Here is a 12,335-nt window from a genome sequence, read left to right as displayed (position 1 = left end):
GAATTAATGAATCGCGCCTTTTTATCGCTTTATATTTTAATTGTTTTATGCGTAGCTTTATTTGGCTGGGGTTTAGATAAGCTTTGGCAGTACTATAGCCCACCACCAAGTATTACAACTGCCGAGCATAACTTGCTTGCGTTAGTAGAGTATTCAATCGAACAATCACCAGCGCAGCTAAACGATAAACACGCAGTGGTTACGGCTATGTCGCAATCGACACACAGCCATATTGAACTATTATCACTTGATGATTTCGCCAACTCGTCCCTTAGCGAAATATTAACAGCAGGCCAACCCGTGCGCCTACACAACCAACACGGTGAGCTGCAGCTGTACAAGCGCATTCAAAACAGCCCAAACGTTATTCGCATCACCCTGCCCGCTCAGCCGCCCCAAAAAAGCAGTTACCTGTACGAAATTTTACTCACGTTATTTTATGGTTCTATTGGCTTAGTGGTTTTTATTTGGGTATGGCCATTAATGCGCGATGTTCGTAAACTAGAGCGCCATACCCAACACGTAGGTAAACACAGTTTGCCTGATCCGGTTAGCGTATTACCGGGCTCCGCTGTTAGCCACCTGGCTAGTGCATTTAATCAAATGGCAGAACGCATTAAAGAACTACTGGCCAGCCATAAAGAAATGACCTACGCCGTCAGCCACGAACTGCGAACCCCCCTTGCACGCATGAAATTCGCCCTAGCGATGCTTAAAAGCAACAGTCCCGACTCGTCACCGCATGCGACCAGCATTGCTCAAGATATCGACGAAATGGATGCGCTAATTACCCAACTGTTAACCTACGCAGGTTACGAGCAAGAAGACGGGCCACTAAAACAACAAGATGGTGATATGGCCTTTTTAATTAGCGAACTTATTCAGCGAGCGAAAGATAGCCACCCAAGCACTCACATAGAAGTAACGCTTGAATGCGCCAACGATAGCACTCATGTCCACTGCGATTGGCACCTGATGGAAAGAGCCATTTTTAATCTTATTCACAATGCACTACGCTTTGCAGAATCGGCAATACACGTAACACTTTCACAAACACCCAAGGCGTACACAATTACCGTAGACGATGATGGTCCAGGCATTCCACAAGCGCAGCAAACGCGTGTTTTTGAATCGTTTGTGCGCTTGGAATCTAAACCCAATGCGCAGGTAAGGGGTTTTGGTTTGGGCTTAGCTATTGTGCAAAGAGTAATGAAATGGCACGACGGGCGCGCAATAGTAACCACCAGCCCCAAGCTGCGCGGGGCACAGTTTATTTTGCGATGGCCTAAATAACTCGAGTTTAGAGTCTCAAAACGAAAACCCTCCCTCCGAATAAGTATGCTGCGCAGTAATCGTCGGGGCCGCTCAAGCCATCCCTGGGCGCTATTCAAGCGCTCCCGGAGCTTGGATACCCCGAAGATCACTACCCAGCAAGCTTTTTAACCTATCCCTGCTGAATATTCATTTCTCTTTGTTTAGCTAGCCATCACTCCCATTATAAATCGGCATATTGAGTACGCTGATTTTTTTACACTTTAGGTTCATCCATGACTGAATAGGGACATGCATTAAAATACGTGCCAGTCGTTTTCGAATAAGCCCCGCTGTGATCGGTTCGTTTTTACGCCAAGGCGATAATTGGCACAAATGTAAGACTTCGTCACTATTAATACAGGTCAACAATTGAAGAATGCCATAGGCTACATTTGTAATATGTACCCAGCGGTGTAATGTCTGTCGCGTTTGCTGCCACGCCTCCTTGAGCCCCCACTGCAATTTGAGTTGATTAAACATTGTTTCGGTTGACCAGCGGCGGCCATAACTTTCTATGAGTTGAACTGGGGTAAGCGCTGTGTCGGTACTTAAAAATAAACGCGCTGGCTTCCAGGCTCCATCCTTATTTTCTAATTCCGACCACACGGCAATAACCATACGCCCCTCTAAAAATCGTACTTTTACCAGTTTACTCCGATAACGAATGGTTTGTTTTTTCCCATAAAGTTTAAGGGTTGCTTCTGTTTTCTTTAAATGTGCAATTCGCTTGGGAGTATATTTATCACCATATTTTCGTGGACGTCCTCGCTTGCCCAGCTGACGCTCAGGGGGAATATCATATAGGCGGGTGTCTATACGCACCTGGCCAGTCACATGAAAACCTTTCGATTGCATGCATTCAATAAAGTGACGACGCATGTACCAACTATCAACTAACACCGTCACTTTAAGACCTTGAAACAAGTGATAGATCGCCCGTATTAATGAATTGGCAGCCACTAACTTTCCCGTGTTACCTACGCCAGGTATCAGCCGGGAAAGCAGTGGTAGCGCGACCGAGTCACCATTTATGCGTGTCGCAATTATCGCTAAGCTCACCCAACATTGCCCGCGAACAAAGCGTACAAGGTTAGGTTTATTGCCATGTTGGTGATGAATTTTACTGCTGGGTGCTTTTTGGGATGATCTCAAAGTCAGTGTGTCGTCAATGGCTAAATACACGGACTTCACATTTAATACAGGTAGTGCCAGTCGGGTGAATTGATGTACAAACGCCAGCCACGTCCATTTTCCCGTTTGAAGCCATTTGTAGTAGCTTGTCCAATGATTACGCATAGCCACACTAGAGTAACCTTCAGTCACAAACCCTTGTTGTGTAAGTAATGCGCCAACCAGCAGTTCAATAAAAGTTAATGTTGAACGTGGAGGAAGTGCTTGACTAAGAAAAGCAATCCAGTTGCGTAATTCATGTGGATTTTCAAGTTATGCATAACGTGGCCTTCAGAATTTAAACAAGTTATTTCGCTCTGAAGAGCCGCGCGCTGACTAACTCAAATAACACTAAGTTAGTCAGCGCGCGGCAGAGATTTTATCGCAGATTGGTCAATGTTTTTTATGGTTTATTTACGAAATTTAAAACTCGGAAAATGTATCGAGGGGTGCGGGTGATGATGCTCAGGGCATCCAGTCGCCGGGAGCGACTGAATAGCGAACAGGGAATGTCTTGAGCGGCCCTGAGCATTATTGCCAGTGCCAGACTAGGCTGACATTACTCTCATTTTGTCTCTGAGGCTCTAAACTTGAGCCAAATAATAAAGCTGCCAATTAAAGCTTAACCGCCAAAAACCTAAAGGCCATTAAGCCGATATAAACACCGGCATACCACCAAAAACGATAAAAATCGGCTTTAATTAACCAAAACAAATGCAATAACACTAAGGCGTCTGCTACATACACGCTTTTATGTAGTCCAACCCAATGCCGCCCGAGCTTGCGCCTAGAATAATTACTCGACGTCAATGCCAATGCCAACAAAATAACAAAAGCCAAAAAGCCCACTGTAATATAAGGGCGGTCTTGAATATCGGCCCACAAAAATGAGAAGTCAAAAGACAAATCAAATATTAAATAAACACTAAAATGTAGCAATGCATAAAAAAAAGCATAAAGCCCCAGCAAGCGTCGCCAGGGCATAATTTTTTTGAATTTTATTATTTTAGCGCCCAAACCAACTTTACCCCCCCCCTTTACCAAGGGCGTTACGGCCAAGCTCGCCAACAATAATATTAACGCCCACTTGCCCGTATTGCGCGTAAGCCACTCGATGGGGTTAGCGCCTAAGCCGTCAAAAAAACCTAGCAACACCAAATACAATGCTGGCAATAAGCCCAGCACGTGACCTGCCAAACGATTCATATACGCCAACAATTTCCGCTAAAAATATTTTTTCAAATCCATACCTTTGTACAAACTGGCAACATCCTTTTCATAACCATTAAACATGAGTGTTGGGCGCTTAAACAGCTCCCCCAAGCGGCGCTCACGCGACTGACTCCAGCGGGGGTGGCTAACACTAGGATTCACATTTGAATAAAAACCATACTCACTGGCCTGCAGCATATTCCAGCTGGTTTTTGGCATGCTTTCAACAAAACGAATTTTGACAATGGATTTAATACTTTTAAAGCCATACTTCCAAGGCACAACCAACCTTAATGGCGCGCCGTTTTGATTGGGCAGTGATTTACCATATAAGCCCAAGGCCATAAAGCTTAAGGGGTGCATTGCTTCATCCATGCGTAAGCCTTCTCGGTAAGGCCAATCAATAACTGGGCGATTTTGGCCGGGCAGTGGATTTTTAGGGTCATACAATGTTTCAAAAGCAACATATTTAGCTTTGCTCGTCGGCTCGAAACGCGTAAGCAAATCGGCTAACGAAAACCCTAACCAAGGCACAACCATCGACCATGCCTCAACACAGCGCAGCCGATATATTCGCTCTTCAAAGGCATGGGGTTTAATGATGTCTTCCAAGGTGTACGTCCCCGGCTTGGCGCAATGCCCCTCTATCGCAACCGACCAAGGCTCGGTCACTAAGGCATCGGCGTTTTTATACGGGTCTGTTTTCGCGGTGCCTAGCTCGTAAAAATTATTGTATTGGGTGATATCCTCAAAAGAATTAAGCTTTTCGCCTTCTACCGTATGGCTCGTTTTAGCAGACGATGCCTTCGCATCAAAACCGGCCAGTGCCGCATGCGCACTGTATGAATTACCTATAAAGGGCAGCGATGCAGCCATTAAAAAGCTTCGACGATTTAAATAGCTAGACTCTGGCGTGACATCAGATTCCTTCAGTGGCGATGACAAAGAGTAGGTCTTTGTAAATTTTGACGTGAACATATAACCCCCTTAACTATACAAGTCTCTTACAACTATACGCCCAAGAGATCACGGATGTATCACAGAATAGTCATTATCCTGTCAAATTAACCGGCCGACACAGCAAGTAATCATATCGCTAGTTAATAGGAGCACTAAACAATATCCGCGAACCGTCGCGACAGGCACGCCATGACTTGACAAGAACGAGTGAAGACTCAAAGGCCAAAAATGATAAATAGGGGCGAAAAAAAAGCCCCGCATTTGCGGAGCTTTTTAATTTCAGTATAAATTGCTGAAATTTAATTTGGTGCCCTGGGCCGGACTTGAACCGGCACGACCGAAGTCACTACCCCCTCAAGATAGCGTGTCTACCAATTCCACCACCAGGGCTAAGGGGAGGCGCATTCTACTGAGTTTATTCTTCAGTTTCCAGCGCTTTAGCCGCGTTTTCTAAAGTTTTTTCGGCGCTTTCGGCAGCGTCGTCAATAATAAGCTCTGCTTGCTCAAGGGCTTGTGCAGCATCAGTTTCCAGCTCTATCGCACCACTTTCAAGCGCAGCGCCTAAATCACCCGCTGCAACCTCCGAATCATCAATAACAGCTTCGGCAGCAGACGCAGGCAAGAAGTCTTCGTCGATAACAGACGTCTTTTTCGCAACTACAGCCAACGCAACACTTGTAACAAAAAAGATTGCCGCAAGAATGCCCGTCATTCTTGAAAAGAAGTTTCCTGTACCAACAGCACCAAAAACAGTTTGTGATGACCCCGAACCGAAAGAGGCGCCAGCTTCAGCGCCTTTACCTTGCTGCAACATAATTAAGCCAATAATGCCTAAAGCTAACAAGACATGAACTACGAGAATAAAGTTTTCCATAAAGCGTTGCCTTTAAAACTGTGCTTTTAATTTAGAGTTTAGTGCTAGCTACAATTCAGCAGCTTTGCATATTTCAATAAAATCGTCGGCCTTTAGTGCAGCTCCACCCACTAAAGCGCCATCGATATCTGGTTCTGCGAAAAGGGTCTCGGCATTATTAGCCTTAACACTTCCGCCGTATACGATGCGAACAGCTTGCCCCACGGGGCCTAGTAGCTCGCGAATAAACGCATGTACTTCTTGAGCTTGGTCTGGCGTTGCTGTAACACCCGTTCCCACTGCCCATAATGGCTCATATGCCACTACACTACGCGCAAGCTTTTCAACACCACAATAATCTAGTGCTGCCCCCACTTGGCGCTTAATCACATCAAGCGTTTTACCCGCTTCACGCTGCTCTTGTGTCTCACCAACACAAAGTATTGGAGTCATCATCGATTGGTGCACCAAATCAAACTTCTTGGCCACTTGCGCATCTGACTCGCTATAAAAGCGACGGCGCTCCGAATGCCCTACAATCACATATTGACAGCCAATATCATGCAGCATTTCGGCAGAGACATCACCGGTATAGGCACCCTCCTCAAACTGGCTGCAGTCTTGCGCACCCAAAGCCACGTTAGAGTGCGCTAAGTGCTCGTTCACCGCTTGAGCCAAGTGTATAAACGCTGGGCACACAACAACTTCGGCTTGATGAACCCCAAACCACTGCTCAGTAATGCCATCCAATAAATCACTCACAAATGCCGTGGTGCCATTAAGCTTCCAGTTTGCAATGATAATTGGGCGTCGTTTGTTACTTAGTTGTCCCACTCAGGATTATGCTCTTAGAAAGGTGTTCTACACAGTTTTACACTGCGCGTTCAGACTTTACCCCTCAAACTCTTGTAATAAACGCTTCGCTCAATACCGAAAAACGCAATACAACAAATTACCTAGGCAAAACGGCTGGCAATGGTAGCGAAAGTGTCGGGGCAACACAATAAAAATGCTTACTCAATGCCTTAGCCAGCTCACATTAAAGCACTTTTCCTACAATCCGGCTTGCTTTACAGCGGCAGCTAGTTGTTCGGCCACCTTTTGCACCTGCTGCTGTTCTTTACCTTCAACCATAACTCGCACTACAGGCTCCGTGCCAGAAGGTCGCAGCAATACGCGTCCAGCATCAGCAAGCTCTTGCTCAGCATTAGCTAAAGCTTCTTGAACGCCGTTATGTGTCGCTAGCGCGCTTTTATCCTCGCAAGGCACGTTAATCATTACTTGAGGCATCTTTTGCATGCCCTGTTTCAATACCGCTAAGGGCTTGCCGGAATGCGTCACCGCAAGCAATGCTTGCAAAGCGGAGATAATTCCATCGCCGGTTGTGGTGGCGCAACGACAAACAATGTGACCGGACGACTCGCCGCCCAACGTCCAGTCGTTTTTATTCATTTCTTCTATCACGTAACGATCGCCAACATTGGCGCGCACAAAGGGAATATCCAGCTTCTTTAGCGCCAGCTCAAAGCCAAAGTTACTCATCAAGGTGCCTACAACCCCTTTAAAGCTGTCATTGTGCTCACGTTTATAGGCCGCTATAAGGTAAAGAAGTTGATCACCATCCAGCACCTCCCCACCATCATCGACAAACATCACCCTGTCACCATCACCATCAAAAGCGATGCCAATATCCGCGTGCGTTTCCAATACGTGTCGCTGCAGCGCTTTCATTTTAGTGGAGCCGCAATCTAAATTAATATTTAGCCCGTCAGGCGAAACACCGATTGTGCTGACCTTTGCCCCCAATTCACGGAAGACTTTAGGAGCAACGCTATAAGTAGCACCATTCGCACAGTCTAAGGCGATTTTTAGCCCCTCCAAGTTAAAGCCCCAAGGCACGCTACCTTTGCAGAACTCGATATATCGCCCCTCAGCATCCTCTAAGCGTCGAGCTTTACCGAGTTTCTCGGCAGTGACCATAGGTTTGTCTAGCTCCGCTTCTATTTCCAGCTCAATCTCATCACCCAGCTTGGTGCCTTGAGGGCTGAATAATTTGATGCCGTTATCGGTATAGGCATTATGTGATGCACTAATAACAATACCCGCAGCCGCCTGAAACGTACGCGTCAAATATGCAATAGCCGGTGTCGGCATAGGGCCGACCAACCCGACATCAACCCCTGCGGCAATCAAACCAGACTCCAGCGCTGCCTCAAACATGTAACCCGATATTCGCGTATCTTTACCAATAATGACCATTGCAGGGCCTTCACTGACACGATTTTTTGCAAGCACCCGGCCGACTGCCCAACCAAGCTTCAGGAAAAACTCTGGCGTTATGGGGTCTTTACCCACTAATCCTCGAATCCCGTCTGTTCCAAAATATTTTTGCATAATGTCTCTTCTTGTTTTTTACGCACTCATTGGCGCGTCAATTCAAACACTTTAATAATATCCACGGTTTCAGCAACATCATGAACACGCAGTATTTTCGCTCCACCACTCAGTGCAGCAAAAGCAAACCCTAAACTTCCCGCTAACCGGTCAGGTAAATCACGCCCTAATAGCCTACCAATCATAGACTTGCGGGAGGCTCCGAATAAAACGCCTGCACCAAGAGCCGAAAATTTTGGTAACGCATTAATCAGTTGTAAATTATGCTCGTCCAGCTTGCCAAAACCAATACCTGGATCAACTAGAATTTGATTCTCAGCAATTCCTGCGTGGCTACAGTCATTTATTCGCTGCTGTAAAAAAGCAAATACCTCCTTCGCACAATGCTCGTAACAGGGGGTGTGCTGCATAGTGGCAGGGTCCCCTTTCATATGCATTAGACAAATAGGCAGTTGAGTACTGGCAGCAGCCTGCAATGCACCATCCAACTGTAAAGCGCGTACATCGTTAATTAGCCCTGCGCCCACTTTAGCGCCTTCGGTAATCACTTCAGGTTGGCTTGTATCTATTGAGATAACAACATCGAAGCGCGCAGCTATCGCTTCAACGACGGGAATAACTCGGTCTAACTCTTCAGCCACCGTAACGGGGGTTGCTCCCGGCCGAGTAGATTCGCCCCCAACATCAATAATATCGGCCCCCGCCTTAAGCATTCGCTCCACAATAGTCAAAGCCTTGGGTACATCAACGCCCTCACTCCCGAGAAGCCTGCCACCATCCGAAAAAGAGTCTGGCGTAGCATTAAGAATCGCCATTACTCTAGGCTGAGATAAATCCAGCTCCCGAGAGCCACACTGTATTAACATAAGTTTAGATTGCTTGAATAGAAAGGTGACTCGTTGGACAACAGCAATAAAAAAGGCTAGGAAAACCTAGCCTTTTTTATTGCTTCGCAGAGGACTAACGCTCCTCGGCCGGCCCGCCTACAATAGGTGCGTCCTTAGGATCTTTGGCTTCGCCATCTGATGAAGAGCTATTGCCATCAAAGCCACCGTCACCCCAATCGCGAGGCGGGCGTACTTTACGCCGGGCCATTAAATCTGCGACCTGTTCCGAATCAATCGTTTCATATTCCATCAGCGCATCTTTCATCGCCTCTAGAATATCGCGGTTTTCAACGAGTAAGTCTTTAGCTCTACCGTAACAGGCATCAACAATTGCTCGAACTTCAGCATCAATCTTCTTCGAGGTTTCAGAAGAATATTGCTGGTTACCCGCGCCAGGAATCCCAGACTCATCTTCACCGTAATGCAAAGGCCCCAAGCTTTCGCTCAAGCCCCACTTAGTCACCATATTGCGAGCCATTTGCGTTGCGCGCTCGATATCGTTAGAGGCTCCCGTCGTTACGCCCTCTAGACCAAGTGTTAGCTCCTCGGCAATACGACCACCAAACAAAGTGCATAAACGCGACTCTAAACCACGCTTACTATAGCTATACGTATCTTCTTCTGGCAGGTATTGCGTAACACCTAGAGCACCACCGCGAGGGATGATGCTAACTTTATGGACTGGGTCGTGTTCGGGAACCAAGCACCCCACGATTGCATGCCCAGCCTCATGGTAAGCGGTGTTTTCTTTTTCCTTCTCATTCATGACCATTGATTTGCGCTCTGCGCCCATCATTATTTTGTCGCGAGCCCGCTCAAACTCCTCAACGCCAACTAAGCGCTTATTGGATCTAGCTGCAAATAAAGCAGCCTCGTTCACCAAGTTTGCCAGATCGGCACCTGAAAAACCCGGCGTGCCACGCGCTATAACGGAAGCAACAACTGCTTCGTCTAGCGGCACTTTACGCATATGAACCTTAAGAATTTGCTCGCGCCCGCGAATATCTGGCAGGCCAACAAACACCTGACGATCAAAGCGCCCTGGGCGCAAAAGGGCTTTATCGAGCACATCTGGGCGGTTAGTGGCCGCGATTACAATAATGCCCTCACTACCTTCAAATCCGTCCATCTCAACAAGTAACTGATTAAGCGTTTGCTCTCGCTCGTCATTGCCGCCACCGTGCCCGCCACCTCGATGGCGACCAACTGCGTCGATTTCATCAATAAATATAATGCAAGGAGCTTGTTTTTTGGCTTGATCGAACATATCGCGTACCCGCGATGCGCCCACCCCTACAAACATCTCAACAAAATCGGAACCCGATATCGAAAAGAATGGCACTTTGGCCTCACCCGCAATCGCTTTAGCTAACAAGGTTTTACCAGTACCTGGAGGGCCGCTCATCAATACGCCGCGCGGAATTCGGCCACCTAAGCGCTGAAAGCGCGACGGGTCTTTGAGGTAGTCTACAAGTTCCTGCACCTCTTCTTTAGCCTCATCAACACCTGCTACATCCACAAATGTGGTTTTGATCTGGTCTTCACCCAACAACTTAGCTTTACTTTTACCAAAGCTCATTGGGCCGCCTTTACCACCAGCGCCACCTTGCATTTGGCGCATAAAGAAAATAAATACAGCAATTACGATTAAAATTGGGAAACTAGCAACAAGTAGCTGCTCCCAAATACTTGGGCGCGCAAATTCAGTACCTGTGACAACAACCTTTTTATCCAAAAGATCATCTATCAACTTGGCATCAGGAATGTTCGGGCGGACAACTTTGAATGAAGTATTGTCATTGCGAATGCCGTAAATCACATCAGCGTCGGTTCGCACTTGGGCCACTCGCCCACTTTGCACGTCAGCCACAAACTCACTATAACTCAGCTCGTTTCGTGGCGATGTATCGCTAAAGTTCTGAAAAACTGAAAACAGCACCAACGCTATCACCAGCCATAAAATCAGGTTTTTCATCATATCGTTCAAGAGGGTTCCCCTTTGTTTACCTCTCTGGGTTGCTTAATAACAGCCCAGACTACGACTATCTTCACACGCATTGTCTATGCAGTATAGACACGTAGTTATTTAAAGCCCTTCGCAACCAAATATACTTCGCGCGAGCGAGCGCGCGACGCATTGGGTTTGCGTGTACTCACCTTAGAAAAGCTTGTGCGCACATCGTGCATCCAGTCATCAAAGCCCTCCCCCTGGAAGACTTTACAAATAAAACTACCACCTGGCTTGAGTACATTACGTGCCATATCCAAAGCTAGTTCAACGAGATACATCGCTTTAGGCTGATCAACATCCGCAATACCACTCATATTGGGGGCCATATCGGAAATTACAACATCCACAGGACGATCATTGAGCGCCAGCAATAGCCGGTCAAAGACATCCGCTTCGGTAAAATCCCCTTCTATAAACTCAACGCCAGCGAGGGAGTTCATCGGTAAAATATCACTCGCTAACACAAAGCCCTTATGCCCAACTAGATCCGCCGCTACTTGGCTCCAACCCCCTGGTGCTGCACCTAAGTCAATCACAGTCATGGCGGGTTTGATTAAACGATCTTTGTCGTTAAGCTCTATCAGCTTATAGCTTGCACGCGAGCGATAACCGTCTTCTTGCGACGCCTTAACATACTGATCTTTGAAATGCTCCTGAAGCCAACCATTACTACTTTTCGAACGGGCCATAAATTTCGTTAAACCTTTTCGGCCTATAAGCGTTAGAATAGGCGAACTCTCTACCAAAAGGATGTATGTTACGCAAACACGTCTGTAATGAGAAGCCAAACATGCGATGCACCAGCATCAAAACGAACACGAAATCCTAAGGCTTGTGTATATGCCACTGTCAACAGCACTGAAAAAACAATATAGAACCATAGGGCACAACCTAAACCCTATTGTAACCATCGCAGGAAACGGTCTCAGCGAACCCGTCCTTGCGGAACTTGATCGCGCCCTAGATGATCACGAGCTCATTAAAGTAAAACTAGCAATAACCGATAGACTTGCACGCCAAGAAACAATCCAGACGCTTTGTCATAGCTGCAATGCTGAGCTTGTCCAAGAAATCGGGAAAGTCGCGCTTATTTATCGAGCTGCCCGCGAGCCCAAAGTGCACAAATCTAATATTCGCTAAGTCGCAACGTCTCGCCCCCTCTAACTGAAGGAAGCCGTACCGGCTTACCTTCAGCTCCCTCCCCCACACCCATTTCATATTTCTTGCTCATGGATTAAGCCCGACCTGTTGCAATGATAAATAAAGCGCATAAAAAAACCCCTTAATCTTTCGATTAAGGGGTTTTTCGGAATAAAACCTGACAATGACCTACTCTCACATGGCGAAACGCCACACTACCATCGGCGATACATCGTTTCACTACTGAGTTCGGTATGGGATCAGGTGGTTCCAATGCTCTATTGTTGTCAGGAAAACTGTTTGGTTTGGTTAGGTCTTAGTAAGTTTAACGTTTAGCTAAGCTTATGCCCTTCCGCACCGAATAAGTCGACGAATTGCGAAGTTTGTAGGTTTG

10 protein-coding genes, 1 tRNA gene, 1 rRNA gene and 1 pseudogene are annotated in these 12,335 nt (G+C 46.8%); 2 read left to right on the top strand and 11 right to left on the bottom strand.

Annotation, left to right across the window (positions count from 1 at the left end; translation table 11 throughout):
- Positions 1 to 6: 6 nt before the first annotated feature.
- Positions 7 to 1,293: an ATP-binding protein gene (locus tag MARGE09_RS06650; RefSeq protein WP_236986558.1), complete on the top strand. Its 1,287-nt coding sequence runs from the start codon at positions 7 to 9 to the stop codon at positions 1,291 to 1,293.
- Positions 1,294 to 1,479: 186 nt separating this feature from the next.
- Here the strand turns inward: MARGE09_RS06650 and MARGE09_RS06645 are convergent.
- The 10 genes and pseudogenes from MARGE09_RS06645 to rlmE all read right to left on the bottom strand — a co-directional run.
- A pseudogene (locus MARGE09_RS06645) lies at positions 1,480 to 2,736 on the bottom strand (IS701 family transposase); the annotation flags it as partial.
- Between the two features lie 363 nt (positions 2,737 to 3,099).
- Entirely contained in the window at positions 3,100 to 3,690 is a 591-nt protein-coding gene (locus MARGE09_RS06640) for a protein-methionine-sulfoxide reductase heme-binding subunit MsrQ (RefSeq protein WP_236986557.1), read from the bottom strand.
- Between the two features lie 18 nt (positions 3,691 to 3,708).
- Positions 3,709 to 4,674 carry a protein-methionine-sulfoxide reductase catalytic subunit MsrP gene (gene msrP, locus MARGE09_RS06635; RefSeq protein ID WP_236986556.1) on the bottom strand — a complete coding sequence of 322 codons (966 nt, stop codon included), beginning with the start codon at positions 4,672 to 4,674 and terminating at the stop codon, positions 3,709 to 3,711.
- Positions 4,675 to 4,961: 287 nt separating this feature from the next.
- Positions 4,962 to 5,046 (bottom strand) — tRNA-Leu (locus tag MARGE09_RS06630).
- A gap of 25 nt (positions 5,047 to 5,071) precedes the next feature.
- On the bottom strand, positions 5,072 to 5,530 hold the full coding sequence (gene secG / locus MARGE09_RS06625) for a preprotein translocase subunit SecG (protein ID WP_236986555.1): 459 nt from the start codon (positions 5,528 to 5,530) through the stop codon (positions 5,072 to 5,074).
- Between the two features lie 48 nt (positions 5,531 to 5,578).
- On the bottom strand, positions 5,579 to 6,343 hold the full coding sequence (tpiA, locus tag MARGE09_RS06620) for a triose-phosphate isomerase (RefSeq protein ID WP_236986554.1): 765 nt from the start codon (positions 6,341 to 6,343) through the stop codon (positions 5,579 to 5,581).
- Between the two features lie 219 nt (positions 6,344 to 6,562).
- A complete protein-coding gene (gene glmM, locus MARGE09_RS06615) occupies positions 6,563 to 7,903 on the bottom strand; it encodes a phosphoglucosamine mutase (protein ID WP_420828087.1) in 1,341 nt (446 codons plus the stop codon).
- A gap of 26 nt (positions 7,904 to 7,929) precedes the next feature.
- Entirely contained in the window at positions 7,930 to 8,769 is an 840-nt protein-coding gene (gene folP, locus MARGE09_RS06610) for a dihydropteroate synthase (RefSeq protein WP_236986553.1), read from the bottom strand.
- A gap of 94 nt (positions 8,770 to 8,863) precedes the next feature.
- Complete coding sequence (gene ftsH, locus MARGE09_RS06605) at positions 8,864 to 10,768, bottom strand: ATP-dependent zinc metalloprotease FtsH (protein ID WP_236987330.1); 1,905 nt, start codon at positions 10,766 to 10,768, stop codon at positions 8,864 to 8,866.
- 104 nt (positions 10,769 to 10,872) lie between these two features.
- Positions 10,873 to 11,490, bottom strand: coding sequence for a 23S rRNA (uridine(2552)-2'-O)-methyltransferase RlmE (gene rlmE / locus MARGE09_RS06600; protein WP_236986552.1), 618 nt, complete (start codon positions 11,488 to 11,490; stop codon positions 10,873 to 10,875).
- 151 nt (positions 11,491 to 11,641) lie between these two features.
- Between rlmE and MARGE09_RS06595 the strand changes: the two genes are divergently transcribed.
- A complete protein-coding gene (locus tag MARGE09_RS06595; protein WP_236986551.1) occupies positions 11,642 to 11,941 on the top strand; it encodes a YhbY family RNA-binding protein in 300 nt (99 codons plus the stop codon).
- A gap of 176 nt (positions 11,942 to 12,117) precedes the next feature.
- Here the strand turns inward: MARGE09_RS06595 and rrf are convergent.
- A 5S ribosomal RNA gene (rrf, locus tag MARGE09_RS06590) occupies positions 12,118 to 12,233 on the bottom strand.
- Between the last annotated feature and the right edge of the window lie 102 nt (positions 12,234 to 12,335).

It is taken from the genome of Marinagarivorans cellulosilyticus, from assembly GCF_021655555.1.
GTDB lineage: Bacteria > Pseudomonadota > Gammaproteobacteria > Pseudomonadales > Cellvibrionaceae > Marinagarivorans > Marinagarivorans cellulosilyticus.
Note: the sequence above shows the minus strand (reverse complement) of the source record. Positions and strands in the feature narration are given on the sequence as shown.

Coding starts and splice junctions, on each gene's coding strand:
- MARGE09_RS06650 (WP_236986558.1), top strand. CDS start 7: ATGAATCGCGCCTTTTTATCGCTTTATATTTTAATTGTTTTATGCGTA.
- MARGE09_RS06640 (WP_236986557.1), bottom strand. CDS start 3,690: ATGAATCGTTTGGCAGGTCACGTGCTGGGCTTATTGCCAGCATTGTAT.
- msrP (WP_236986556.1), bottom strand. CDS start 4,674: ATGTTCACGTCAAAATTTACAAAGACCTACTCTTTGTCATCGCCACTG.
- secG (WP_236986555.1), bottom strand. CDS start 5,530: ATGGAAAACTTTATTCTCGTAGTTCATGTCTTGTTAGCTTTAGGCATT.
- glmM (WP_420828087.1), bottom strand. CDS start 7,903: ATGCAAAAATATTTTGGAACAGACGGGATTCGAGGATTAGTGGGTAAA.
- folP (WP_236986553.1), bottom strand. CDS start 8,769: ATGTTAATACAGTGTGGCTCTCGGGAGCTGGATTTATCTCAGCCTAGA.
- ftsH (WP_236987330.1), bottom strand. CDS start 10,768: ATGATGAAAAACCTGATTTTATGGCTGGTGATAGCGTTGGTGCTGTTT.
- rlmE (WP_236986552.1), bottom strand. CDS start 11,490: ATGGCCCGTTCGAAAAGTAGTAATGGTTGGCTTCAGGAGCATTTCAAA.
- MARGE09_RS06595 (WP_236986551.1), top strand. CDS start 11,642: ATGCCACTGTCAACAGCACTGAAAAAACAATATAGAACCATAGGGCAC.